The sequence below is a fragment of the Pseudomonas sp. PDM05 genome (genome assembly GCF_014851685.1).
Taxonomy (GTDB): domain Bacteria; phylum Pseudomonadota; class Gammaproteobacteria; order Pseudomonadales; family Pseudomonadaceae; genus Aquipseudomonas.
This window is the reverse complement of the sequence record NZ_JACVAC010000022.1, coordinates 39,287-66,001: the sequence shown is the minus strand read 5'-3', so window position 1 is coordinate 66,001 and position 26,715 is coordinate 39,287. Positions and strand designations below refer to the sequence as shown.

Genomic DNA, 26,715 nt, shown 5'->3' with positions numbered 1-26,715 from the left:
AAAACTGTGGGAGCGGGCTTGCTCGCGAATGCGGTGGATCAGCCAATGAATGAGTTGACTGACACACCGCATTCGCGAGCAAGCCCGCTCCCACATTTGGATCTCCATGTATTCAGATGGAACTGTGCTCTGGCTCTTGATTTTGATCTTAGGCGCCCCGTTAAACACGCTGGCCGGAATTCGACATGGATTACGGGCACACCGAGCCTAGGCGAGGTGCCGAGTGTTGGGGCAAGAGCGTTTTGCTTACTTTTGCGCTTTTCAAAAGTGAGCCGCTGTAAGAGCGGAACCATAAGCCGCCGTTGCCCAAAAAACGGATATGTACACCGACAAACAGGGCCAACAACATGAGCCTGCTCCCCTACGCCTGGGCCAAATCCCAACGCATCCTCCTGCGCACTAACGCCGAAGGCCTGCTCCTGACGGTATGCCCCTCAACCCCCGGCTGGTCCATCAGCGAAGTCCACCGCCAATTCGGCCAATCCCCCATCGAACAAGTGCGCGACGACGAACTCGACGGCCTGCTCACCAGCGCCTACGCCGACACCGGCAGCGCCGCCGCCGTGGTCGGCGCGGCAGAAAACGAGGTGGATCTGGACCGCCTGATGCAAGACATGCCCGAAGTCACCGACCTGCTCGACACCCAGGACGGCGCGCCGGTGATCCGCATGATCAACGCCTTGCTGACCCAGGCCGCCCGCGACGAGGCCAGCGATATTCATATCGAGCCCTATGAAACCCACTCGGTGGTGCGCTACCGCGTCGATGGCACCCTGCGTGATGTGGTGTCACCGCGCAAGGCGTTGCACGGCGCGCTGGTGTCGCGGATCAAGATCATGGCCCAGCTCGACATCGCCGAAAAACGCCTGCCCCAGGACGGCCGCATCGCTCTGCGGGTGGCCGGGCGGCCGATCGATATTCGCGTGTCGACGGTGCCCACCGGGCATGGCGAGCGGGTGGTGATGCGGCTCCTGGACAAGCAGGCCGGGCGCCTGCAATTGGAGACCCTGGGCATGGAACCGCAGCTGTTGGCGCGCCTCGACACGCTGATCCGCCAGCCCCACGGCATCGTGCTTGTCACCGGGCCGACCGGCAGCGGCAAGACCACCAGCCTGTATGCGGCGCTGGCGCGACTGGATGCGAGTACCAGCAATATCCTCACCGTGGAAGACCCGGTGGAATACGACCTGCCGGGCATCAGCCAGATCCAGGTCAACGCCAAGATCGACATGACCTTTGGCCTCGCCCTGCGCGCAATCCTGCGCCAGGACCCGGACATCATCATGATTGGCGAGATCCGCGACCTGGAGACCGCGCAAATTGCCGTGCAGGCCTCGCTGACCGGTCACCTGGTGCTGGCGACCCTGCACACCAACGATGCGGTGTCGGCGGTCAACCGGCTGATCGACATGGGCGTCGAGCCGTTTCTGTTGGCTTCCTCGTTGTTGGGCGTGTTGGCCCAGCGCCTGGTGCGTCGCCTGTGCCCGCACTGCAAGCAGGAAGATCCGGCCGCGCCCGGTACCTGGCGCCCGGTGGGCTGTGCGCAGTGCAATCAGGTCGGCTACAGCGGCCGCACCGGCATCCACGAGTTGTTCTGCGTCGATGACGACGTGCGCAGCCTGATCCACCAGGGCGCCGGCGAGCAGGACCTGCGCCTGGCCGCCCGCCGCGCCGGCATGTTCAGCATGCGTGAAGACGGCGAGCGCTGGGTGCGCAGCGGCGCCACCGCGCCTGAAGAAATCCTGCGCGTGACACGGGACGCCTGATGAATCGCTATCGCTTCGAGGCCGCCGATGCCAGCGGCAACGTCGAGACCGGGCATGTGGAGGCCGACAGCCAGAGCGCGGCATTTGCCAACTTGCGCGGGCGCGGTTTGACCGCGTTGCTGGTGCAGCTGGAGAGCAACCAGCAGGTCGCCGGCAGCAGCCTGTTCACCCCCAAGCTCTCGGACAACGACCTGGCCTGGGCCACGCGCCAACTGGCAAGCCTGCTGGGTGCCAGCCTGCCGTTGGAAGCGGCGTTGAGCGCAACGGTGGAGCAGGCCGAGAAAAAACACATCGCCCAGACCCTCAGCGCAGTGCGTGCCGATGTGCGTGGCGGCATGCGTCTGGCGGATGCCTTGGCTGCGCGGCCACGGGACTTCCCCTCGATCTACCGCGCATTGATCGCGGCGGGGGAGGAGTCCGGCGACCTGGCCCAGGTGATGGAGCGCCTCGCCGACTACATCGAGGAGCGCAACAACCTGCGCGGCAAGATCCTTACGGCGTTTATCTACCCTGGCGTGGTGGGGCTGGTGTCCATCGGGATCGTGATTTTTTTGCTCAGCTACGTGGTGCCCCAGGTGGTCAGCGCATTTTCCCAGGCGCGCCAGGATTTGCCGGGGCTGACCTTGGCGATGCTCAACGCCAGCGACTTTATCCGCGCCTGGGGCTGGCTGTGTTTTGCCGGGATCGTCGCTGGTTTCTGGAGTTGGCGCCTGTATTTGCGCAATCCCGTGGCGCGCCTGAATTGGCACAGCCGGGTGCTGCGCTTGCCGCTGATCGGGCGGTTTGTGCTGGGCCTCAACACCGCGCGCTTCGCTTCGACCCTGGCGATCCTCGGCGGTGCCGGCGTGCCGTTGCTGCGCGCCCTGGAAGCGGCGCGCCAGACCCTGTCCAACGACCGCCTCGACCGGTGCGTCTGCGAGGCCACCGCCAAAGTGCGCGAAGGCGTCAACCTGGCCCCGGCGCTGGCGGTGGAGAAGGTGTTTCCGCCGGTGCTGATCCACCTGATCGCCAGCGGCGAAAAGACCGGCTCGCTGCCGCCGATGCTGGAGCGTGCGGCGCAGACGCTGTCGCGGGATATTGAACGGCGGGCGATGGGCATGACCGCGTTGCTGGAGCCGCTGATGATTGTGGTGATGGGCGCCGTCGTACTCGTCATTGTCATGGCGGTGTTGCTGCCGATCATCGAGATCAACCAACTCGTCACCTGACCTACTGGCCAAACCCAATCCACATGGGTTATGTGTGTTCAGCACATTTTTCGTGCTCCCGTTCTACCTCGGGTTCCTCATTCCGTCACATCCCAAGGTCTGTACGGCCTCCAGCCCCACCCGCTGAAACCTCGCTGTCACCTGCGCCCAAACCGCTCAAAATCATGACCAAAACACCCGAGAATCTTTTTAAAAATCAAGGCGTTCCTCCCGAGGTTTTTTCCTACAACCGTCATCGGAAACTGCGAATTTCTCTCCCATGGTTTTCACCCCTGGCCACCCCCGCACGACGGCTTGGGACCGAAGCCATAGCGTCATGCAAGAGCCATCTACCCCAAACGTACAAACACGACGAAAGGAGCTTCTTCATGTTTAAGCGCAACGTTCTCGCGGTATCCATGACCCTCGCTGCACTGTGCTCGGCACAAGCTGCATTCGCAGACGTAAACGGCGGCGGCGCCACTCTGCCTCAGCCGCTGTACCAGACTGCTGGCGTACTCACCACCGGCTTTGCCCCTTACATCGGCGTTGGCAGCGGCAAAGGCAAAGCGGCGTTCCTCAACAACGACTACAGCCAATTCGGCACCGGCACCAAGAACGTGCACTGGGCTGGCAGCGACTCCAAGCTGACGGCCGATGAACTGCTCAATTACAAGAACGGTCATGAAGCCGCGTGGGGCAAGCTGATCCAGGTGCCTTCGGTGGCGACTTCGGTGGCCATTCCGTTCAACAAGGCAGGGACTGCTGCCGTTGACCTGAGCGTCAACCAACTGTGTGGTGTGTTCTCCGGCCGTCTGACCGACTGGAGCCAGATCGCGGGTTCGGGCCGTACCGGCACGATCAAGGTTGTTTACCGCAGCGAAGCGAGCGGCACCACCGAACTGTTCACGCGCTTCCTCAACGCCAAGTGCGCCGAGACCGAGGCATTCGCTGTGACCACTAACTTTGCCCAGAGCTACGGCAACGTGACCAAGAAGGTTCCAGCCGGTTCCGTTTCTGCCTCGGGCAGCCAAGCGGTAATGACCCTGTTGAACTCCACCGACGGTGCCATCACCTACATGAGCCCGGACTACGCGGCCACCACGCTGGCCGGTCTGGATGACGCGACCAAGGTTGCCAAGGTCAACGGCGTTTCCCCAGCACCTGCCAACGTATCTGCCGCCATCGCCCTTGTACCGGTTCCGACTGGCACCAACGTCGCCAACCAGAACGCCTGGGTTCCTACCTTCGCCGCCGCTGCCAGCACTACCGACCCAAGCGTCGTCGCCTACCCGACTTCGGGCTACCCAATCCTGGGCTTCACCAACGTGATCTTCAGCCAGTGCTACGCCAACGCTGACCAGACCACCCAGGTCCGCAACTTCTTCACCCGTCACTACAACCTCAGCGCGTTCGGCAGCAACGATACCGCGATCCGCAACAACCGCTTCGTGCCTCTGCCAGACTCCTGGAAAACCGCGATCAACGATAACTTCCTGACCGCCACCAGCGCCCTGAGCATCGGCAAGTCCAACGTGTGCAACGGCATCGGTCGTCCGCTGTAACCCCGCTTCAACGACCCGCAACACCGATCAGCAACGGCCCGTGCCGTTGCTGATTTTTTTGCGTTAGCAGCCCTTTATGAACTTTGCATGACAGAAGTTCAGTCGTGCCCCTCGCCAACCGCCTAACCCTCATACGTGAGCGTGTCTTGCCCCTGGGCAACTACAAAGAAGGAAGATCCAGATGGTCCGCTGCAAACCAACGGTTCACCGCAAAGCCCAGCCTGTGTTGTTGCTCAAGCCCCTGGCCCAGGCCATTGCCTTGTTGATGGTGGCGGGCAACGCCCAGGCGGCGTCGGCGTTCAGTTCCGGCTGGTTTGCCGACAAGGGCGCGTCCCAGGCGGCCACGGCGGCGCGTACCAGTGGGCAGGTGTCGGGCATTCCGACCTTGAACCAGCAGGCGCGGGCCAATCAGCAGTTGGCGCGTTCGATCAGCACGCTGAACACCAGCGTCGCGGCGATTGCCGCGCAGCAGGCGGCGCAAGCGGCCGGGCGGCATGCGGCATTGGGGCAGGTGTCGACGATTCCCGATGGCTTGGGCAAGGGCGGCTTGCAGGTCGACAACAGCCTGACCCAGGGCTGGACCAACGCCAAGGGCCCGACCCAGACCCAGGCCGGCGGCAAGACCACGGTGAACATCGAGCAGACCGCCGACAAGGCGATCCTCAACTGGGAGACGTTCAACGTCGGGCGCAACACCACGGTGGACTTCCAGCAGCAGTCCAACTGGGCGCTGCTCAACCGCGTCAACGATCCGAATGCGCGCCCGAGTGAAATCCAGGGCCAGATCAACGGCGCCGGCACGGTCATGATCATGAACCGCAACGGCGTGGTGTTCAGTGGCACCAGCCAGGTCAACGTGCGCAATCTGGTGGCGGCGGCGGCGAACATCACCGATGAACAGTTCACCCAGCGCGGCATTTACGTCGATACCAACGGCACCCAGCCGACGTTTACCGATGCGGCCGGCAAGGTTGAAGTCCAGCGCGGCGCAGTGATCCAGACCCACAACGCCGCCACGTCCACCGATGCCGGCGGCTATGCCTTGCTGCTTGGTTCCGAGGTGGACAACGCCGGTACGATCATCACCGCCAAGGGCCAGACCACCCTGGCGGCGGGTGACAGCTTTTACATCCGCAAAGGTGTCGGCACCGCCGGCAACGAGCGTTCCACCACCCGTGGCAACGAAGTGGCGGCTGGCCTCAACGCTGGCAGCACGGCGGGCAAGGTCGGCAACAGCGGCCTGATCATGGCCTCCACCGGCGACATCACCCTGACCGGCCACCAGGTCGCGCAGAACGGCGTGGCCCTGGCCAGTACCTCGGTGGATACGCGTGGGACCATCCACTTGCTCAACTCGGCCACTGACACCACTGGCAGTGTCACCCTGGGCGAAGGCAGCACTACCGCGATCCTGCTGGATGCCAGCGCCAGCACCGCGCTCAACAGCCAGCAGGCCAACGGCCTGAGCAAGTTCGATGGTCTGGCCGCCAATCTGATCAACGGGCAGTTCAATCACCTCAGCGCCGTGGCCGACCGCAGCGACCAATCACGGGTCGAGATCGTCAGCGGCGGCACGGTGGACTTCCAGAACGGCTCGATCACCCTCGCCACCGGCGGCCAGGTCGCCGTCAGTGCCGGGCAACGCAGCCTGGTGCGCGACGGCGCGAAGATCGATGTGTCGGGCGCGGTCGGCGTCAAGGTGGCGATGGAAGCCAACAACATCAAGATCAACGTGCAGGGCAACGAGCAGCGCGATGCGGTGGTCAACCGCGATGGCGGGCAACTGATCAACAACGACGTGTGGGTCGACCTGCGTGAGCTGGTGTTTGTCCCGGCCGGCACCAACGGCTATACGACGGATCGCTGGTACACCGCGGGCGGCTTGCTCGAAGTCGGTGGCTACCTCGGCACCCAGGGCCACTCGGTGGGCGAGTGGATGGCCCAGGGCGGCACCGTGACGTTTACCGGCAAGGACGTGGTGACCCAGCAGGGCGCGCAGATCAACTTGTCGGGCGGCACCGTGGATGTGCAGGCCGGCAAGATCCGCCTGACCTGGCTCAAGGGGCCGGACGGGCGTTTGTACGAACTGTCGAAGGCACCGGGCGACATTCTCTACTCCGGCGTCTACAAGGGTTTTGAAGACACCAGTGCGCGCTGGGGCCAGACCGATTACTACTACAACCCCCTGATCGCCCAGCAAAGCCGCCAGGAGTCCGGTTACACCGTGGGCCGCGATGCCGGCAAGCTGGTGGTCGGCACCTCAGGCGCGGTGTTGGAAGGCCAGATTCTCAGCGACGTGTTCCAGGGTGATCGCCAGACCCGGGCACCGGCGCTCAACCTCGACGGTTATCAGCAATCCCAGAAAGCGCTGGCCCAGCGGGCGCAGTTGATCATCGGGCAATACACGCCGATCTATGACAAGACCACCGGCACCCTGCGTTATGGGCTGACGCCGATGGCGGAGCAGGTGCTGATCGAGCAGTCCGCGCAAAAGATCGCCGCCGGTATGGACTTGAGCACGGCATTGCCCGCCGAGCGTCAAGGCGCGGTGGTGCTGGACGCCGATCAACTCAATGGCTTCCAGCTGGGCGCGATCAAGCTCGGTGCCAAGCAGGGCATCGCCGTCAATGGCGCACTCAACGTCGCCGATGGCGGCGACATCACCCTCTACGCACCGCGTGTCGAGGTGAACGCAAACCTGACTGCCCACGGCGGCAGCCTGAATCTGGGCAACGTGCTCAACCAGGTCAATCTCAACGGCAACAACGCGGTGGCCGACGTGATCCTGGCGGGCAGCGGGCAGATCGACGTGGCCGAGGGTGTCAAGCTGGACGCCTCGGGGCGCTGGAACAATCTGCTGCTGGACCCTACCGGTGGCGGCAACGGTGTGGCGTACGTGAACGGCGGCAAGGTCTCGCTGCGCAGCAGCGGCGATGTGAGCCTTGGCGCGGGCAGCCTGGTGGAGGTGTCCTCCGGGGCCACGTTTGGCGTCGATCGCAGTGTCAACGGTGGCAAAGGCGGCAGCGCCACCCTGAGCGCCCTGGGCGCGTTGAGCCTCCAGGGCGAGGTGCGCGGTTACGGTGTGAGTGGCGGCGGCACCCTGGCCTTGCAGAGCCAGAAGGTGTTGATTGGCGAAAGTGCCGATCCCCTCGCCACCGGCACGTTGCAATTGGCCGGGGACTTTTTCAACAAGGGCTTTTCGGCCTACGACATCACTGGCAATGAAGGGCTGCTCGTCGCCGACGGCACCCAGGTCGACGTGACCGTGCCGGTCTTGCACCTGGGTGGCCAGGCGAGTACCACGCCCAGTGGCAGTGACCCCGCCAGCGCCCTGGCGCTCTGGCTGCCGGAGTTGTATCAGCCGGACGCCGTCAAAGGCGTGCTGACCCCACGGCGCGGCGCCAGCTTGAACCTGACCGCCGGCAACCCGTACATCACGGCTGACAAGCTGGCGACCACGGCCCTGACCGTCGGCCAGGGTGCGGTGATCAACGTCGACCCGCGCCAGGCCATCAACCTGCGCAGCGTTGGCCAGTTGACCCTCAACGGCACACTCAACGCCTGGGGCGGCAACGTCAGCCTGGGCGGCCTGGCGGTGACCCCGCAGGTGCTGTTGCAGGCGAATGCCGAAGGGCATGGCCGCTCGATCTGGCTGGGTGAACAGGCCGTGGTCGATGTGTCGGCCCGCGCCGTCAGCGCCGTGGACAACCAAGGGCGCCGCTACGGCGTGGTGGACGCCGGTGGCAAGATCCGCATCGGTGGCGATCTTGACCTGACCACCGGCGTCGCCAGCGCCAGCGACCTGTTTGTGGTGGTGCGTGACGGGGCGCGCCTGGAAGCGTCCGGCACCCAGGCCACGCTGAATGTAGCGGGGCAGGGCACGGTGCAGGTCGCCAGCAACGGCGGCACCATCAGCCTGGCCTCCAACAACGGCCTGTACCTGGATGGCAGTTTTGTCGCCCGCGCCGGTGGCGTGGGGGCGGCGGGTGGTAGCCTGGTCGTCGCGTTGGAGAGCCCGAACTACCTCAAGCAGTACGCCAGTAACCGGGTACTCAACGGCCGCGAGTTGATCATCAGCCAGACCCACCAGCCCTTGAATCTGGCGGACACCGCCGAGGCCGCCGCCGACAGCCTGGTCTATGGGCATGCGCGGCTCGGGGTGGACCAAATCAGCGCGGGTGGTTTTGACAACCTGGCGCTGATGAGCAACGGCCTGATGAGCTTCGATGGCGACGTGAACATCGCCATGGGGCAGAGCCTGCGCCTGTTCAGCGCCGCGTATAACCTCAGTGAAGGAGCCGCCGCTGGTTCACGCATCAACCTGTCGGCGCCGTATCTGTTGCTGGCCGGTCTGACGACGCAGACCCTGGACCCGAACGTGCGCCCGACCATCAACCTGGGCAAGCCGTCTCAGCTCGCCACGGCGGCGCAGTTCAATGCTGGCGGTGCTCTGATTGATGTGCGCGACAACGTGATATTTGGCATGAAGGGTAGCCTGCGCCAGGCCGACGCCAGCTTGCTCACCGTCGAGCGGCGTGGTTTTGATCAGGTGAACCTCACCAGTCAGGGCGACTTGCGCTTCCTGGCGGGTAGCGTTGAAAACGCTATCGTCGCCGGTATCAACACGCAGTTGCTGACCCAAGGCGACATGACTCTGCGCGCTGCGCAACTCTACCCGGCCACCGAAGTCGGTGCGCGTATCGTCGCCGGCTATTTGGGCGATTCATCCACCGCTGCCCTTGGCCTGGATTTTGACCCCTTGCGCACGTTGACCATCGGCCGTGTCGGCAGCACCGATGCACCGCTGCCTTATTCGGTGTTCGGCCACCTGCAACTGGGTGCCGCAAACATTATCCAGGGGGGCGTGGTACGCGCTCCGCTGGGGCTGATCGATATTGGCAGCACGGGCAGCGAGCGCGTGCAGTTGCTGCCGGGCAGCCTCACGTCGGCGAGTGGCAAGGGCCTGGTGATGCCGTTTGGCGGCACGGTGGACGGCCAGGTCTACCGCTATAACGGCAAGCAAGTGGTGTTTGTCGGGCAAGGCGGGCTCAGTGCCAGCGGTCAGGATCTGGGGATTGGCGTGATCCTGGGCGGCAAGAACGTCGCCGTGCTGCCCGATGCCACCGTGGACCTGTCCGGCGGCGGCGAATTGCTGGGTGCCGGGTTTGTGTCCGGGCGCGGCGGCTCCACCGATGCGCGCTACAACCCGCTGGTGCAAGTGGGTGCCAACGGTGGGTTCAGCCTGCCGGGCCTGTCCACCAACCCGATCTACGCGATTGTGCCGGGGGTGCAGCCCGTTGCCGCGCCTGTGGCGGGGGAGGCCGGGGCGGTCACACCGTTGGTTGGACAGCAAGTCACGATCGGCGCCGGTATACCGGGGCTGCCCGCCGGAACTTACACGCTGATGCCATCGACCTACGCGTTACTGCCCGGGGCCTATCGCGTTGAAATCAACGGTTTGGCTGGCTTGGGCGGCGATGGCGCGGCCCAATTGATGCGCAACGGTTCGTGGAGCACGGCCGGGCGCTTGTCGATTGCCAATACCGGAATCAGCGACAACGTTGCCAGTCAATTGATCCTGACGTCGGCCGATACACTGCGCCGCTATTCCCAGTACAACGAAACCAGCTATGCGCAGTTCGCCAGGGCGGACGCGGCAAAAATCGGCGTGCCACGCCCCATGCTTGAGGTGGATGCCAAGACCTTGAAACTGGCCTTGCGCACCGGTGGTGGTGCGGATGCATTTTCATTCCAGGGTATTGGCCGCTTCGGTGCAGCGCAGGGGGGTTATGGCGGTACGGTAACGGTAGTCGATACGACCCGTGGTGGCATTGAAGTAGTGGGCGCAGATCGGGCGGCGACCCAGGGTTTTGCAGGGATCACCTTGCGGGCTGACAGCCTCAATGCACTGGGGGCATCGCGCCTGGTCGTCGGGGGCATGACCAGCGTCACGTATGGCCAGTCTGGCAACTTCATCACGTTGGTGGATGGGGTGAACGGCGCCCGCAGCAACATTGTGCTGCGTGAAGGCGCGACGTTGGCTGCGCCTGAAGTGTTCCTGGTCAGTCAAACCGGCTCGATCGTCGTTGAGCAGGGCGCTTCGATCAACACTATCGGCCGAGGCAACGCGGGCTACGACGCCCGTGACGGTTTTATCTACAAGGTCACCAACATGCTGGCGGTGTCCAACGGCCTGCTCAATGTGATCGCGGCGCCGGGCGTTGGTGGCGAGGTCAGTGGGGGCATCAGCATCGGCACCTGTAGCACCAGCCCTTGCAGTGGGCAGACCGGGCTGTATTCCGAAGGCAGTATCGTCGCTTTGACCGACGCCTCGTTTGCACTGGGCGATCAAGTGCGCTACGGCACGCGTCACCTCAACCTGGGGGTCAGTGCGATCAACCTTGGCAGCGCCGCTGCGCTCGCCGCCGCAGAAGCCGCGAATCAACGGCCGGCAGGCCTCACGTTGTCCCAGGCACTGCTCGACCGTCTGCTGCAGGGCGATACCCAGTTCGGTGCGCCCGCCTTGGAGACCCTGCAACTTTCGGCCCGTGACAGCTTCAATTTCTACGGCAGCACCTCGCTGGATACTTATGACCCCCTGACCGGCAAATCGCGGTTGAGCAACCTGATGATCTCCACGCCGGCGATCTATGGCGCCGGCGGTGCCAACGATGTGGCCAGCATCCACACCGCCAACCTGATCTGGCAGGGCGCGACCAACCCTGCGGGTGCCGTGGTCAGCGGCGGCGCGGGCACCGGCAGTGGGCGCCTGGACATCAACGCCGACCGCATCGAATTCGGTTACGGCAGCTTTGCCCAGCCGAGCACGACCCTGAACTTCGACCGCCTGGCGCTGGGCTTTGCCAACGTCAATCTGAACGCCAGCGAACGCATCACCGCCAACCACAAGGGCAGCCTGTCGGTCTATCAACAGCAGGGTGCCTATGACGCGGTGAAGGGTTTCACCTACACAGGCGGTAACCTGAATATCCTCACGCCGCTGATGACCGGTGCCGCTGGCTCAGTCAACCGCATCACTGCCGGTGGCGCGATTGATGTGGCGGCGTCTGCCGGGGCACGCGGCAAGGCCGAGGGGCAGGGTGCCGAATTGTCCTTGAACGGCGACAGCATTCGTCTGGCGGGCGCCGTGGTGCTGCCGAGCGGCAAGGTCAGCCTTGCAGCGCGGGGTGATGTGCAGTTGACGGACGCGGCGTTGGTTGATGTCGCCGGGCGTGCGATCACCTTCAACGATGTGACCAAGTACGGCTGGGGCGGCGACGTCACCCTCGACAGCCGCACCGGCAATATCCATCAAGCGGCAGGCTCGACCATCGATCTATCGGCCCAGTACAACCAGGCGGGCACGCTGCGGGCCGTGGCGCTGGATGCGGCGGGCGGGATCGTCGACCTGCAAGGCACGCTCCTGGGCAGCAGCAGCGGCTACTACGACGCGGGCGGCACCTTGATGCCGTATCTGGCGGGCAGCGTGCAGATCCAGGCCCAGCGCCTGGGCAGCAGCGGTGCGCTGGACCAGCAGTTTGCCGACCTCAATAGCCGCCTCAACGTTGGGCAGGTGTTCGGCGCGCGCAGCTTCCAACTCAAGCAAGGCAACTTGACCATCGGCAACGGCCTCAAGGCCGGCAACATCAGCGTCTCGGTAGACAACGGCAGCCTGCGTGTCACTGGCCTGGTGGATGCCAGCGGTGAACGCGTGGGCAGCATCAACCTGGCCGGCAAGCACGGCTTGAGCCTGGACGGCAGTGCCGTGCTGGATGCCCACGGCAGCAAACTGCGGGTGGACAGCTACGGCAAGATCATCGACTCGCCGAACCGTGCCATGGTGGTGCTCGGCTCCGGCGACGGGCGCTTGACCCTCGCCGATGGCGTGCGCATCGACCTGCGTCACGGCACCGCCGGTTCGACCCACAACGACGGGCTTGCGCGTGGCAGCCTTGAATTGAACGCGCCACGGCTGATCAATGCCGATGGCAGCAGCAACGACATCGACATCGACGCCCGTGGCCGCCTGACAATCCAGGGCGCACGCTCGATCGCGCTCAACGGCATGGCCACATACGACGATGCGCCCGTGATCACCGACCCGACGGCCAGCGGGCGACCTTATCAGCAGATCGACCAGGCTTACCTGGACGGCAAGCACGCATTGAGTACGGCGTTTATCAACGCGGCCTTGCTCAACTCGGACTTGCTCAACAACAAGCTCGCCGGGCTCAACAACAGTACGTATGCCGATACGTTCCATCTGCGCCCAGGGGTGCAAATCGTCAGCAGCACCCCGGACGGTGACCTGGTGGTACAGGGCGACCTGGACCTGTCCGGCTATCGCTACGCCAGCCTCAACCCGCACACCCGGCAGACCTCGGTGTACGGTTCCGGTGAAGCGGGCAGCCTGACCCTGCGCGCGGGCGGCGACCTGAGCGTTTACGGCAGCATCAACGATGGCTTTGCACCGCCGCCGGAAACCGTGGATGACAAGGGCTGGGTATTGTTGCCCGGCAAAGACTTCAGCGGCGGCGATATCGTCGTGCCGGGCAACGGCGTGACCCTGGCCGATGGCACGGCGTTCCCGGCGGGCAGTACGTTGAACTACGACCTGCCGATCAAGGGCCTGACGGTGGCAGCCGGCACGCGCTTGCCGGTCAGCGCCGTACTCAATCAGGACCTGGTCTTGCCGGCGGGCACGGTGTTGGCGGCCGCTGTACGGGACGCTTCGGGCAATGTGCTGTTTGCCGCTGGCACCCTGCTTGGCGCGACGACCACATTGCAAGCCGGTACTCAACTGGACGCCGGTACGTTGCTCAGCCAGGGCACGCAATTGATGAGCATGGTCTGGCCTAAAGGCGTGCCATTACCCCAGGTTCACCAGGGCTCGCTGACCAGCAGCATCGTGTTGCTGGACGGCGCTCGCGCCTTGCCACGCGGGGCGTTGATTCCCGCTGGCACCAACGTCAAGTTGCCGAGCGGGGTGGACTCGATCCAGTTACGTCCGCAAGTGGCGGGGCGCCAGGGCAAGCTCTGGGCCATCGCACCGATGCTGGCCGAGGGTTCGCAATCCTGGTCACTGCGTCTGGTGGCGGGTGCCGATACCGACGCGGCAGACAGCCGTATCCTGCAAGCCCATCCACGCAGTGGCGACTTGCGCCTGGCGGACAGTCACTACGGCATGTTCGCCAAGGAACTGCCAGCTACCGGGGTGCAGACCTGGACCGCGTTTGCGGTCCAGGACTTGGCTGCCAACGGCGTGATCGTCAAGGAAGGCGACCCGATCGACCAGAAGATCCTGGATGATTTCCAGTTGGGAGCGATTGCCGATTTCTGCGCGAGCTCCCCGAATTATTGCAAGATCAAGGTCAGCTACGTCTGGACCGAATATGCGGTCCAAGACTTGGCCGCCAACGGCGTGGTCGTGACGGTGGGTACCGTGATCGAGCAAAGCATCCTGGACCTGTTCGGCATACCTTCCGTAGACGAATTCTGCGGGGGCTCGCCCGCCTACTGCCTCGCCCAAGGCGGCAAGCAGTATGCCTCGACACCGTCCAGTACCCGCTTCAGCGTGCTGCGTACCGGCACGGGTGACCTGGAGCTGTTGAGTGCTGGCGACCTGAGCATGGACTCGCTCTATGGGGTCTACACCGCAGGTACGTCCTCCGTCGCGACCCAGACGGGCGATCCCTACAATCAAGCGCGGACCCTGGGCCGCACTAACACCGTCCTGGCCGATCCTGCCAGCGCCTACGAAAAGTTTGTCAATGGTTCTGCCGACAGCCTGTACCGCGCCTGGTATCCCGATGCCGGCGGCAACCTCACGCTGAACGTCGGCGGGAACCTGACGGGCAATATCACCGGTATCTCCGAGGGCATCGCCGGGCGGCCTGATCCCAAGGATCGTGGCTACGATTCCGCCAGCGTCGGCAACTGGTTGTGGCGTCAAGGCAGCGCCGATGTGGCCACCGGCGGGCAGGCCCAACCCACGGCCTGGTGGATCAACTTCGGCACTTACGCCAGTACCCCTTCGGTCGATCAGATGCTCGGCTTCACCGGCTTTGGCACCCTTGGCGGCGGTGACCTGGATGTCAACGTGCGCGGCAACGCCGGGTTGCTGGACAGCCGGACCAACAGCGCGCTCGATCCCGGTTTGAACCCGCGTACCCAGGGCCTGGTATTGGCGGTGGGCAGCACCGGCCGGATGGCCAACGACGGCAGCCTGGTGCTGAACGGCGGGGGCGACTTGCGGTTGCGTGTCGGCGGTACGCTCAACCCGGTTGGGGTGCAGACGACGGATTTGCGCAACGGGGTACTGGTCAACGTGCGTGGCAATGCACAGGTGCAAAGCGGCGCGGTGGGCGGTATCAATCTGACTTACGGCAGCACGACCACCCAGCACAGCCCTGGCGAAACGCGCGCATACGATCCGTTAAAGGCCACCCGTGGCTTGCCGTTGGGCGGAATTACCCTGGTGCCGGGTGACGCCACGTTCAACCTGGCGGCGGCCGGCGATCTGGTGGTGCAGGATGTGCTCGACCCGGGCCGGGGCTCGGTGGCGAACAAGTCCGCGTTTACACGGGGAACCGAGCGGGGTGTAGGGGACAGCTGGTTCACGTTATGGACGGATCACACCGCGATTGATCTTTTTTCGGCTGGCGGCAATGTGACGCCGAATGTCAGCGGCGTCCCTTCTGATATGGCGATCGTGTATCCCTCGATCCTTCGAGCAACCGCCGCCGGTGGCAGTCTCTACTATGGACGAGCGGTGCGAGAATCCTCGATTGATGCTGGCTACCTCTCTAGCCTTCTGCTCGCCCCAGGCGCCAATGGCGAGTTGCAGTTCCTGGCCAGCGATTCGATTTACGCGGGCGGCATGTTCGTCACGCCGTCTGCGGCCAACCCCGGCATCATGGCCACCCCTTGGCGGCCGGCATTCGTCGGCAGGATCAACGGCCAGACAGACGCCGCTAGCCACAATATCTCCGACAGCAGCGGCCTGGTGTCGGGGGGTAGCGTTATCGGTAGTATTCCGCGTCCCTTGTTCACCTTTGGAGCCCCGACGGCCTCTGCGGCGGGGTATGTGCCGAATGCCCCGGCGCGCTTCTACGCGTTGAGCGGTGACCTGATTGGCGTCAGCAGCGGCAGGGTGATTACTTTCTCCACGACGGCTGGAACGCGCAACGCGGGACAGGTCTGGTACGAGGGCAACGGAGCGGTGTGGATGATGGCCGGGCGCGACATCGTCAGCAGCGGCAGCGCGTTCAACAACACCATGGGACCGGACTCGGAGCGGCAAACCGGCAACCTGTTCATCCACAACAACCCCAACGATATTTCCATCGTCTCCGCCGGTCGCGACATTCTCTACAGCAACTTCCAGGTCGCCGGTCCTGGTCTGCTGGAGGTGACGGCGGGCGGCAATATCCTGATGTCCGGGCGGGATGCGGCGGGAGGTGGCGAGGTCAGTGTCACCAGCTTCGGAGCAGTCGTGGCAGGCGATAACCGTCCAGGCGCAAGCATCGTGATGCAAGCCGGTGTCGGCCCCAATGGCCCGGATTACCTGCGTTTCGTCGAGCCCTACCTGGACCCCGTCAATCTGGCGCAAGCCGGCGAGTCGATCCAGGGCGCCAAGGTGGCCAAGACCTACGAAAACGAGTTGGTCACCTGGCTCGCCGAGCGCTTCGGTTTTGTCGGCGATAGCACGCAGGCGTTGGCCTATTACAAGGCGCTGCCTGCGGAGCAACAACGGGTGTTCGCCCGTGACGTGTACTTCGCCGAACTCAAGGCCGCCGGCCGCGAGTACAACACCGATGGCAGCGTGCGCCAGGGCAGCTACCTGCGTGGGCGTGCCGCCATCGCCGCGCTGTTCCCGGACAAGGATGTGGCCGGCAACCCGATCACCTACAAGGGCGACATCACCCTGTTCGGCAGTTCGGGCGTGCACACCAACTTCGGTGGCGCGATCCAGATGCTCACCCCGGGCGGCAGCCAGACCTTCGGTATCGAAGGCGAGGCGCCACCGTCCACGGCGGGGGTGATCACCCAGGGGGCTGGCGATATCCAGCTGTATTCCATGGGCAGCATCCTGCTCGGCCAGAGCCGCATCATGACTACGTTTGGCGGCTCGATCATGGGCTGGACCGCCGCGGGCGACATCAACGCCGGGCGCGGTTCCAAGACCACCGTGGTGTACACGCCGCCCAAGCGTGTCTATGACAACTGGGGTAACGTCAGCCTGTCGCCGTCCGTGCCGAGTACGGGCGCGGGGATCGCCACGCTCAACCCGATCCCGGAAATACCGGCGGGGGACATCGACCTGATCGCACCGCTGGGCACCATCGATGCGGGCGAGGCGGGCATTCGGGTGTCGGGCAACGTCAACATCGCCGCGTTGCGCGTGGTGAACGCGGCGAACATCCAGACCCAGGGCAAGTCGTCCGGGGTGCCGGTGGCGGCGGCGGTCAACACCGGCGCCATGAGTTCGGCCAGCGCGGCCGGAGCGGCGGCGTCCCAGGCGGCGGAAGAGGCGGCGCGCAGCCAGCAGGCGGCGGCCAAGCAAGGGCGGCCGTCCATCGTCACCGTGGAGGTGCTGAGCTTTGGCACCGAGCCGGTAGAACGCGGCCCCGAAGACGCGCCGAAAACCAGCGGCTACAACCCCAACAGCCCCGTGCAGGTGCTGGGCGCCGGCCCCTTGAGCGACCAGGCACGGGCGCGCTTGACGGATGAGGAGCGCAAGCAGATCAGTTTGTAGACTTTTTGAAGGACCTCTCGATGTACCTTTGGGGCGATCACTGATCGCCCCGTTTTTTTGTGGGCGATGTGAAGCAAGAGGGTGGGCGCAGATCCAAATGTGGGAGCGGGCTTGTGTGGGAGCGGGCTTGCTCGCGAATGCGGTGGGTCAGTCAGCACATGCATCAACTGATACACCGCATTCGCGAGCAAGCCCGCTCCCACAAAAGCTCGTGCACATATGTCCTTCCGTGCCGGGTCCTGAAAATTGCCTCCGAATCAATCCCAAATGAAGCTTTCATGACAAAAGTTCGGTAGCTCCCACCCGCGCCTGTCTGTCCTATGTAACGCGCTGGATACGATCAAAAGTCGTTGTCGAAGCCGTCAGCAGGACGCCAGGAGTGGGGCAATGGGAACTATGGAACGTTACTCGAAAGTCGGCATGCAGGAGCTCGATCAGCGCCTGTCGAAGATCGTCGAAGCCGCGCGCAAGAAGCCGGTTTCGGTGTACCGCTATGGCGCGCCGTGGGTGTGGATCGTCTCCCAGGACGATTGGCAGGGCGCCTTGAAGGAAGTGTCCAGCTTTATCCCGGCAGGGCATTCGCTGGTGTTGCTGCGCCCGCAGATCGATGAGGTGCTCGACAGCCATCGCGACTGGCTCCAGCCCGAGCCGGGCATGCTGATTGCGCCGCACACCGTGGTGCACATCCTCCTGTTGCAACTGCTGTATTCGGTGCCCAGCGAGCAGCAACTGCACGAGCAGCTCAATTACAACCTGCTGTTCCGCTGGTTCGTCGGCCTCGACCTGAACCAGAAGGTGTGGGGCATTCACGTCCTGCAACGGGACATCGCCAGCGTGCTGGGCAACCCGCGGGCGGTGCAGTTGATCCAGACCATCATCGGTGACGTGTTTTGTGGCGCCTTGCTGCACATGCCGGAGTTCTCGCTGAATTTCGCCTTGCTGCACACCTGGCTGGCCCGGCACAGCCATCTTTCGACAACCAGCAATTGAGCAGGCCAAACGCCGTGCAAACGGCGACGGTGCAAAAACTTGGAAAGTTAGGGGGCGGTGTGGAGCATCTGTTCAAGTCAACGCTGGCGCTGTGCTGCCTGACGCTGTGGGCCCAGGCCCAGCCTGCGCAGGCCGAGGAGGAGGGCGCAGCACGCCGGGTCGACGTCAATGAGTATTTCGTGCGCGGCAATACCGTGCTCGATGCGGCGGCGATTGAAGAGGCGGTGTACCCGTTTCTCGGCCCGCAAAAAACCTTGGGCGACATCGAAGGCGCTCGCGACGCGCTGCAAAAGATCTACCAGGCACGGGGCTACCAGTCGGTGTTTGTCGAGCTGCCGGAGCAGAAGGTCGATGACGGCATCGTCTACCTGCAAGTCAGCGAAACCAAGATCGGCCGCGTACGCGTGGTCGGTGCCAAGCATTACTCGCCAGTGGAAATCCGCGACGAAGTGTCGGCGCTCAAGGAAGGTGCGGTGCCGGACTTCGCCACCGTGCAAACCCAGCTCGCCGGGCTCAACCGTGGCGTTGGACGTCAGGTCACGCCACTGGTACGCGAGGGCCAGCGCCCGGGCACCATGGATGTGGACTTGCAGGTGGAAGACCAGAATCCCTGGCACGCCAGCATCGGCCTGAACAATGACTACAGCGCCGACACCGAAAAGCTGCGCTCGGTCGCCACCCTGAGTTACGACAACCTCTGGCAACTGGGCCACGCGATTTCCCTGACCTACTTCACCGCGCCCCAGGACAGCACCAACGCCAAGGTCTGGTCGGGCTCCTACACTGCGCCGCTGGATGATCGCTGGGCGTTGCAGTTCGCCGGCTACCAGTCCGACAGCAATATCGCCACCCTCGGCGGCAGCAACGTGCTGGGCAAGGGGCATTCCTATGGCGTGTCGGCGATCTACAGCTTTCCGGGCGCGGGCGTCTGGGCCAATTCGTTGTCGGTGGGTATCGACTTCAAAGACTTCGACGAAGAAATGAAATTCGGCGCCAGCAGCGACCAGGTGCCGCTCAAGTACGCGCCGTTCACCCTCGGCTACAACGGCTATCGCTACACCGAGCAATCCCAGCTCGGCCTGGGTTTGAACCTGGTGGTGGGCACCCGCGCGTTCTTCGGCTATGGCAGCGATGCCGCAGAGTTCGACTACAAGCGCTACAAAGCCAGCCCCAGTTTCGCCGTGCTCAAGGGCGACCTGAATTACACCTACACCTTCACTGGCGATTGGCAGTCGGCGTCCAAGGCCGCGTTCCAGCTGGCCTCGGGGCCGCTGGTGTCGAACGAGCAATATTCGGCCGGCGGTGCCACCTCGGTGCGCGGTTATCTGGCGGCGGAGCGCACTGGGGACGAGGGCTACTTGCTCTCCCAGGAGCTGCGCACGCCGTCCCTGGCCAAGTACGTCGGCAGCTACGTCAAGGACTGGCGCTTCTACGCGTTTGCCGAAGGCGCACGCCTGCGTCTGCACGACCCGATGCCCGAGCAAGAAGACGAATACAGCCTGGCCAGCGTCGGCCTCGGCACCCGCGCCAGTTTGAGCAAATGGTTGTCCGGCAGCCTGGATTGGGGCTACCCGCTGCTCGATGGACCGAACACCCAGAAACAGGACTCGCGACTGCACTTCAGTGTGCAGGCGACTTTCTGACTTTTTCTTCCGGAGACTCCACCCATGCAACGCCTATTCCTGAGCCTGTTGATCTGCCTGGGCTTCGCGCTCCCGGCCACTGCCCATGCCTGGTGGCAAGACGACTGGCACTACCGCAAACAGATTTCCGTGGACACCACCGCCCAAGGCGCCGCGATCAGCCAGGCCCTGGGCCGCACCGCGCTGCTGGTGCGCCTGCACACTGGCAACTTCACCTTTGACGGGGTGAAGGACGACGGCGCCGACCTGCGCTTTGTCAGCGCCGATGACAAGACCGTGCTCAACCACCAGATCGAAAGCTTCGACCCGCTGATGGGCATGGCCCTGATCTGGGTCGATGTGCCCAAGGTTGAAGGCGGCCAGCGCCAGGACCTGTGGATGTACTACGGTAACCAGAAAGCTGCGGCTACCAGCAACGGCCAACTGGCGTTCGACCCCAACTACACCGCGCTCTACCACTTCGACGATGCCAACGGCACCCCGGCCCGTGACGCCACGGCCTATGCCAACACCGCGCTGAACGCCACCGGCGCGAGCATCGACGGCGTGATCGGCCGCGCCTTGCAGTTCGGCGGCCAGCCGCTGCTGTTGCCGGCCAGCCCGTCGCTGCAACACGCCGCCGGCGCGGCGTTCACTTTCAGCGCCTGGTTGCGCCTGGATCAGGCCAGCGGCGAGCAAATCGTCTTCGCCCGTCGCGAGGGTGCGCACAGCCTGTTGCTGGGCTTGAACCAGGGCACGCCGTTTGTGGACATCGACGGCCAGCGCGCCGTGTCGAGCCAAGCGCTGAACCCCGGCCAATGGCAGCACCTGGCGTTCACCGCCGAGGGTGAAAAAGTCGCGTTGTATGTGAATGGCCGCGAAACCGCGACCCTGGCCGTGGCCGTGCCTGCGTTCAACTCGCCACTGGCGATTGGTGGCGACCTGCCGGACGCCGCCAGCACTCACCAGCCGTTTGCCGGGGCCATCGACGAGCTGCGCCTGTCCAAGGTCGCACGCCCGGCCACGTTGCTGCTGGCCGACGCCAGCGCCCAGGGCGCCGAGTCGAAACTAGTGGCGTACGGCGTTGATGAAGAACAGTCCGGTTTTGGTTTCGGCAGCCTGGGCTTTTTGCTCAACGCCGTGCCGGTGGACGCGTGGGTGATCATCCTGGTGCTGGTGGCGATGATGTTCCAGTCGTGGGTCATCATGCTGCGCAAGAACCGCCAGGTCAGCCGTCTCAGCGCGGCCAACGAAGTGTTCCGCGAGCACTTCGCGCAGATCGGCACGCGTCTGGAGATGTATGCCGACGACGCGCAGCTGGCCGAGCGTCTGCAGCATTCCTCGCTGTGGCGCCTGTACCTGGTGGCGGTCAAGGAAATCCGCACGCGCCGCGCCCAGGGCGCTGACACCTCGTCAGTCTCGGCGGCGACCATCGAAGCGATCCGCTGCTCCATGGACGGTGTGCGCACCCGCGAAAACCAGGCGCTCAGCGCCAAGCTCTCGACCCTGTCCAACGCCATCGCCGGCGGCCCGTACATCGGCCTGCTCGGCACCGTGCTGGGGATCATGGTGGTGTTCCTCGGCACGGCCATGGCCGGTGACGTGAACATCAACGCGATTGCGCCGGGGATGGCGGCCGCCTTGCTGGCCACGGCCATGGGCCTGTTCGTGGCGATCCCGGCGCTGTTTGGCTACAACCGCCTGATCACGCGCAACAAGGAAGTCAGCGCCGATATGCGGGTGTTCGTCGACGAGTTCATCACCCGCCTGGCGGAGATGCACGGCGAAAGCCAGTCCAGTGAAGCCGCGCATCGCCGCGAGCAGCACGCCGCCGTACCGGCCTGAGGAGTATCAGCATGGCTTCCGTAAACGCCTCCCACGACGATGACGACGATGCCGCCGTCGACAGCATCAACATCACGCCCCTGGTGGACGTGCTGATGGTGGTGCTGGTGATGTTTATCCTCACCGCCACCGCCCAGGTCTCGGGGATCCAGATCCACTTGCCCAAGGCCAGCGCCTCGGTATCGCTGTCGGAGGCCAAGACCAAGGCCATCTCCGTCAACGACGGCGGTCAGGTGTTCCTCGACGCCTACCCGGTGACCCTCGGCGAGCTGGAAGAACGCCTGCGCATCGAGAAAGCGCTGAACCCGGATTTCCCGGTGATCGTGCGCGGTGACGCCTTGGTGCAATACCAGAAGGTGATCGAGGTGCTCGACTTGCTGCGACGGCTGGAGCTGTCCCAGGTCGGGCTGGTCACCGGCAAACCGAGCCAGGGCTGAGCCATGACCGCACAGATTCCGATGCCGCCGTTGCCGGTGAAAAACAAGCCGCCGCTGCGCCCGCTGAAGTGGGGCGCAGGCCTCTTGCTGGGCGCGGTTGCGGCCTGGTTTTTGTGGCAGTGGGCCAATGACATGAGCGGCGTGCGCCGCGAAGCGCCAAAGATCCCGACGATTATTCCGTTGCCGCCACCGCCACCACCACCGCCGGAAAAACCCAAGGAGCCCGAGCCCCAGGTCGAAGAAAAAATCCCCGAGCCGGTGCCGACGCCTGAGCCGCAAGAGGTCAAGCCAGCGGACGAAGCCCCACCGTCGCCGGCCGATGATCTGGCCAACCCGATGCAGATCGACGGTGATGCGCAGTCGGGTAATGACGGCTTCAACATCGGCGCCGGCAAGGGTGGCGGCATGGCCGGTTCCGGTGGCGGCGGCCTGGGTGCGGGGACCTACAAGCAGTACCTGGCCGGTGTGTTCCAGCGCTTGCTGCGCGATGACCCGCAGTTGCGCAATCGCGCCTATGCAGTGCAGGCCGATTTGTGGCTGCGCGGTGACGGGCAGGTCACGCGGGCCGAGCTGGTCAAGTCCAGCGGTGATGCCGAGATCGATGCACAGGTGCTGGCGGCGTTGCGTGCCTCCCACGTGCCGCAACGTGTTCCGGACGCAGTGAAGATGCCGGTACGCCTGTCCTTCAAGGGCCGGCGGCCGGATTGATCGAACCCCTTTTCTACGGTTTTTTACAGGAGTTGCGTACACATGATTTCCCCCGTGAATCGACTGACCCTGGCGGTTGGCATGGTCATCGCGACCCTGGTCGGCCAGGCGACGGCAGCCCCGGTCGCCCCCTCGGAAAACGTCACCGTCAACCTGATCCGCCTGTTGGTGCAGCAGGGGGTATTGACCCAGGACACGGCCAACGGGCTGATCGCCCAGGCTGAAAGAGAAGCCCAGCAGGCGCGCCAGGCCAACGCCGGGCCGGTGGTGGCCGCCGGTCCCGCCGCCGCGCCGGGGGATGTGCGTGTGCAGTACGTGCCGCAAGCGGTGCGCGATCAGATCCGCGATCAGGTCAAGGCCGAAGTCATGGCCACCGCCAAGCAGGAAAACTGGGCACAGCCCAACACGTTCCCGGACTGGGTCTCGCGCATCAGCTTTGACGGCGACATCCGCCTGCGTGACGAGTCGCGTTACTTCTCCGGCAACAACAGCAACCAGATCGTCGACTACGCCAAACTCAATGACACCGGCCCGTATGACGTGAACAAGGACTCCAACACCAAGTTCCCGCCGCTGCTCAACACCACCAAGGACCGCGAGAACCTGTTCCGCCTGCGCGCACGCCTGGGCATGAAGGCGGTGCTGTCACCGGAGTGGACCGCCGGTATCCGCATCGGCACCGGTTCCGACAACAACCCGGTGTCGACCACCCAGACCCTCGGCGGCGGCTTTGGCAAGAAGGACATCTGGCTCGACCAGGGCTACCTGACCTGGAAAGCCAGCGACTCCATGGCGCTGACCGCCGGGCGTATCGGCAACCCGTTCTATTCCACCGACATGATGTATTCCAACGACCTCAACTTTGACGGCGTGGCGGCGATCTTCAACCACAAGCTCAACAGCGAGTGGGGTTTGTTCGGCACCGTGGGGGCGTTCCCGGTGGAATACACCGCGGATGCCGCCAGCAGCAACGGCATCGACAAGGAGGACAGCGAGACCAAGTGGCTGTTCGGCGCGCAGATCGGTGCGGACTGGAAGATCAACCGCAGCAACAGCCTCAAGCTGGCGGGCGCCTACTACCAGTTCCAGGACATCGAAGGGCAGCGCTCCAGCCCGTGCAAGCCGTGGGCCGGTGCCGCCGGTTGCGACACCGACGGCACGCGCGTGGCCTTTATGCAGAAGGGCAACAGCGTGTTCCTGCTGCGCGACATCACGCCCAACCCGGCCGACCCGGCGAAGACGCCGAACCCGCAGTACGTGGGGCTGGCGTCCAAGTTCAATGTGCTCGACCTCAATGCGGTGTGGGACAGCGAGCTGCCGAGCGACTTCAAGCTGCGCAGCCAGGCCAACTTCATCCACAACCTGGCCTACGACAAGGGCGAGATGCTCAAGCGTGGCGAAGGCCAGATCGTCAACAACATCAACAGCAACGGCCAGTTTGAAAGTGGCGGCAATGCGCTGATGGTCTCGTTCACCCTCGGCAGTGCACTGGAGATGCGCAAGCGTGGCGACTGGAACGTGTTGGCCGGCTACAAGTACATCCAGCCGGATGCCTTGCCCGACGGCTTCAACGATTCCTCGTTTCACCTGGGCGGCACCAACGCCAAGGGTTACTTCATTGGCGCCAACTACGGGCTGGAAAAGAACGTCTACGCCAGTGCGCGTTGGTTGAGTGCTTCCGAGGTGTATGGCGCGCCGTTCGAAGTCGATGTGATGCAACTGGAACTCAACACGCGCTTCTGAGGCGCACAGGAGATGCCACATGAACACGCGAATCTGCGGGCTGCTGTTGTTGTTCATCGCCAGCGGCGCTTGCGCCGAAGGCATGGAAGAGCGCCTGCGTACTCAACTGCGCAGCAGCACCCAGCAGTTGCAGGCGCTGCAAAGCGAACAGGCCCAGGCCAGTGCCGCGCGCATCGCCGCCGAAGCCCAGGCCAAGCAGGCCCAGGCGCAAATCAAGCAATTGACCGCCGAGCTGGAAAAGACCCGTGGCGTGGCCGAACAGATGGCCGGCCAGCAACAGAGCCTGCACAACCAGGCGCAAGCCCAGGTGGCGGCGAGCAACGAGCAGATCGGCAAATTCAAGAAGGCCTATGAAGAACTGCTGGTGCTCGCCAAGGGCAAGGAGGCCGAACGCGCCCGCTTGCAGGCGCAATTGAGCGAACGTGACACACAAGTGCAGCAATGTTCAGTCAAGAATCAACAGATGTACGGGGTGGCCCAGCAGTTGCTGGCGGCCTACGAAAAGATCGATGTGGCCGAGGTGATGAGCATCCGCCAGCCCTTCGCCAGCAGCGCGCGGGTCAAGTTCGAGGAACTGGCCCAAGGCTTTGGCGACGATCTGTACAAGAGCCGTTTCGATGCGCCCCAGGCAACCACCAATCATTGATAGACAGGGAAGAGATCAGCATGAGCGAATTGATTGATAGCGTGACCATCCAGAGCCTCACCGAGCTGTTGCAGGACGCCGGTTACCGGGTCAACCCGAGCGAACAGAACGGTATCGTGCAACTGCTCAGCGCCAGCCAGGGCATCGGCTTTGCCGTGCGCTTCGGCAACCCGGCGGCGGAGCAGGGCAGCTATGTGGACTTCACCTACAGCTGCGCGCTGCGCATCCAGGGGCAATTGCCGCAAGGCCTGGCCGAGGTGTGGAACGCCTCGCGACGCTTTGCGCGGTTGTCGGTGCAAGGTGAATTTTTGCTGATGGAAATGGACGTGGTGGTGGCCGGTGTGGGCGTCACGCATTTGCGCAGCCAGCTGGAACTGTGGGACCGCCTGTTGCAGGAGTTCATCGTCTACCTGCGTGAGTACAGCCAACAGGCGGCGCAGTTGCAGGCCGCCGCGCAGGTGGTGGGCGAAGAGGCGGGCGTATTGTGAAAAAGCCAACCCTGATGGTCGGCGCCGGTGCGCTGGCCCTGCTGGTGGTGGCTGTGGGCTTGAGCTTGCGGCCGGGCAGCGACCCGGTGGCGGCGCAACAGCCGGCGCCGGTAGCCGCGACGCCGGCGAGCGGCCCGGCGGTGGCGCGCCTGGGCAACCAGCAGATCGACCTGGCGGAAATGAAAAGCGTGCTGGCGAGCCTGCCGGCCGAGTCCCGCGAGCAATTGCGCGGCAACCGTGGCGCGCTGGAGACGTGGCTGCGCTCGCGCCTGGCGCAAAAGGCCGTGCTTGAACAGGCCGACGCCCAGGGCTGGCGCCAGCGCCCGGAGGTGGAGCAGCAGACCCGTGCCGCCGCCGAGCAGATTGTGTTTCGCGACTACATGCTGTCGGTCAGCCAGGTGCCTGCCGACTATCCCAGTGCGGCTGAGTTGCAACAGGCCTACGACGCCGGCAAGGCACAGTGGGTGACGCCGCCGCTGTATCGGGTGAGCCAGATTTTCCTCGCGGTGAACGACCCGCAGTCCGCCGACGCGGTCCGCCGCCAGGCCCAGGAGCTGAGCCGCAGGGCCCAGGCCGCGCCGGCAGATTTCGCCGCGCTGGCCACGCAATATTCCCAGGACCCGAACACCGCCCAACGCGGCGGCGATTCGGGTATGCAGCCGTTGCAGCAGCTGGTGCCCCAGATACGCGAGGCGGTGGCGCGGCTCAAGGTCGGCGCGGTGTCGGAGGTGGTGCAGAGCCCGGCCGGGTTCCATGTGCTCAAGCTCACCGGCCAGCAACCGGCGCGCACCGCGACCCTGGACGAACTGCGTGAACGGCTCACCGAAGCCTTGCGCAGCCAACGCCAGGAGCAGATCGCCAAGGCGTACCTGGAAGGCATGCTCAACACCGCGACCTTGAGCATTGATGGCGCCGAGTTGAACAAGGTGTTGGAGTAACGCGCGACCACCCGCATTGGATG

At 64.3% G+C, this 26,715-nt stretch carries 12 protein-coding genes and 1 pseudogene; all 13 read left to right on the top strand.

The window, feature by feature from the left end:
* Window positions 1–347 precede the first annotated feature (347 nt).
* The 13 genes and pseudogenes from gspE (at window position 348) to IB241_RS26330 (ending at window position 26,692) form a co-directional block, all read left to right on the top strand.
* Window positions 348–1,766, top strand: coding sequence for a type II secretion system ATPase GspE (gspE, locus tag IB241_RS26390; protein ID WP_192301114.1), 1,419 nt, complete (start codon window positions 348–350; stop codon window positions 1,764–1,766).
* A complete protein-coding gene (gene gspF / locus IB241_RS26385; RefSeq protein ID WP_192301113.1) occupies window positions 1,766–2,974 on the top strand; it encodes a type II secretion system inner membrane protein GspF in 1,209 nt (402 codons plus the stop codon). Before gspE ends, gspF begins: the two co-directional genes overlap by 1 nt.
* Window positions 2,975–3,342: 368 nt before the next feature.
* Window positions 3,343–4,518 (top strand): substrate-binding domain-containing protein, encoded by a 1,176-nt coding sequence (locus IB241_RS26380; protein WP_192301112.1) that lies wholly within the window; start codon window positions 3,343–3,345, stop codon window positions 4,516–4,518.
* A gap of 181 nt (window positions 4,519–4,699) precedes the next feature.
* A complete protein-coding gene (locus IB241_RS26375; RefSeq protein ID WP_192301111.1) occupies window positions 4,700–17,275 on the top strand; it encodes a filamentous haemagglutinin family protein in 12,576 nt (4,191 codons plus the stop codon).
* Window positions 17,276–17,962: 687 nt separating this feature from the next.
* Window positions 17,963–18,059, top strand: a pseudogene (locus tag IB241_RS28085) (transposase); the annotation flags it as partial.
* A 265-nt stretch (window positions 18,060–18,324) separates the two neighbouring features.
* Window positions 18,325–19,908 (top strand): ShlB/FhaC/HecB family hemolysin secretion/activation protein, encoded by a 1,584-nt coding sequence (locus tag IB241_RS26365; protein WP_192301110.1) that lies wholly within the window; start codon window positions 18,325–18,327, stop codon window positions 19,906–19,908.
* 24 nt (window positions 19,909–19,932) lie between these two features.
* Window positions 19,933–21,732 (top strand): DUF2341 domain-containing protein, encoded by a 1,800-nt coding sequence (locus IB241_RS26360; RefSeq protein WP_192301109.1) that lies wholly within the window; start codon window positions 19,933–19,935, stop codon window positions 21,730–21,732.
* Window positions 21,733–21,743: 11 nt separating this feature from the next.
* The gene (locus IB241_RS26355) at window positions 21,744–22,169 is read left to right on the top strand and encodes an ExbD/TolR family protein (protein WP_065905942.1); all 426 of its coding nucleotides are present in this window, start codon (window positions 21,744–21,746) and stop codon (window positions 22,167–22,169) included.
* Between the two features lie 3 nt (window positions 22,170–22,172).
* Complete coding sequence (locus tag IB241_RS26350) at window positions 22,173–22,877, top strand: energy transducer TonB (RefSeq protein ID WP_192301108.1); 705 nt, start codon at window positions 22,173–22,175, stop codon at window positions 22,875–22,877.
* A 42-nt stretch (window positions 22,878–22,919) separates the two neighbouring features.
* Entirely contained in the window at window positions 22,920–24,620 is a 1,701-nt protein-coding gene (locus IB241_RS26345) for a putative porin (RefSeq protein WP_192301107.1), read from the top strand.
* Between the two features lie 19 nt (window positions 24,621–24,639).
* Window positions 24,640–25,266 (top strand): DNA repair protein, encoded by a 627-nt coding sequence (locus IB241_RS26340; RefSeq protein WP_192301106.1) that lies wholly within the window; start codon window positions 24,640–24,642, stop codon window positions 25,264–25,266.
* A gap of 20 nt (window positions 25,267–25,286) precedes the next feature.
* A complete protein-coding gene (locus IB241_RS26335; protein WP_192301105.1) occupies window positions 25,287–25,754 on the top strand; it encodes a YbjN domain-containing protein in 468 nt (155 codons plus the stop codon).
* Window positions 25,751–26,692 carry a peptidylprolyl isomerase gene (locus IB241_RS26330; protein WP_192301104.1) on the top strand — a complete coding sequence of 314 codons (942 nt, stop codon included), beginning with the start codon at window positions 25,751–25,753 and terminating at the stop codon, window positions 26,690–26,692. Before IB241_RS26335 ends, IB241_RS26330 begins: the two co-directional genes overlap by 4 nt.
* The last annotated feature ends 23 nt before the right edge of the window (window positions 26,693–26,715 follow it).

Bases quoted from the DNA above. Each gene is read 5' to 3' on its own strand.
- IB241_RS26355 (WP_065905942.1), top strand. From the start codon at position 21,744: ATGGCTTCCGTAAACGCCTCCCACGACGATGACGACGATGCCGCCGTC.
- IB241_RS26380 (WP_192301112.1), top strand. From the start codon at position 3,343: ATGTTTAAGCGCAACGTTCTCGCGGTATCCATGACCCTCGCTGCACTG.
- IB241_RS26350 (WP_192301108.1), top strand. From the start codon at position 22,173: ATGACCGCACAGATTCCGATGCCGCCGTTGCCGGTGAAAAACAAGCCG.
- IB241_RS26375 (WP_192301111.1), top strand. From the start codon at position 4,700: ATGGTCCGCTGCAAACCAACGGTTCACCGCAAAGCCCAGCCTGTGTTG.
- IB241_RS26360 (WP_192301109.1), top strand. From the start codon at position 19,933: ATGCAACGCCTATTCCTGAGCCTGTTGATCTGCCTGGGCTTCGCGCTC.
- gspF (WP_192301113.1), top strand. From the start codon at position 1,766: ATGAATCGCTATCGCTTCGAGGCCGCCGATGCCAGCGGCAACGTCGAG.
- IB241_RS26340 (WP_192301106.1), top strand. From the start codon at position 24,640: ATGAACACGCGAATCTGCGGGCTGCTGTTGTTGTTCATCGCCAGCGGC.
- gspE (WP_192301114.1), top strand. From the start codon at position 348: ATGAGCCTGCTCCCCTACGCCTGGGCCAAATCCCAACGCATCCTCCTG.
- IB241_RS26335 (WP_192301105.1), top strand. From the start codon at position 25,287: ATGAGCGAATTGATTGATAGCGTGACCATCCAGAGCCTCACCGAGCTG.
- IB241_RS26345 (WP_192301107.1), top strand. From the start codon at position 22,920: ATGATTTCCCCCGTGAATCGACTGACCCTGGCGGTTGGCATGGTCATC.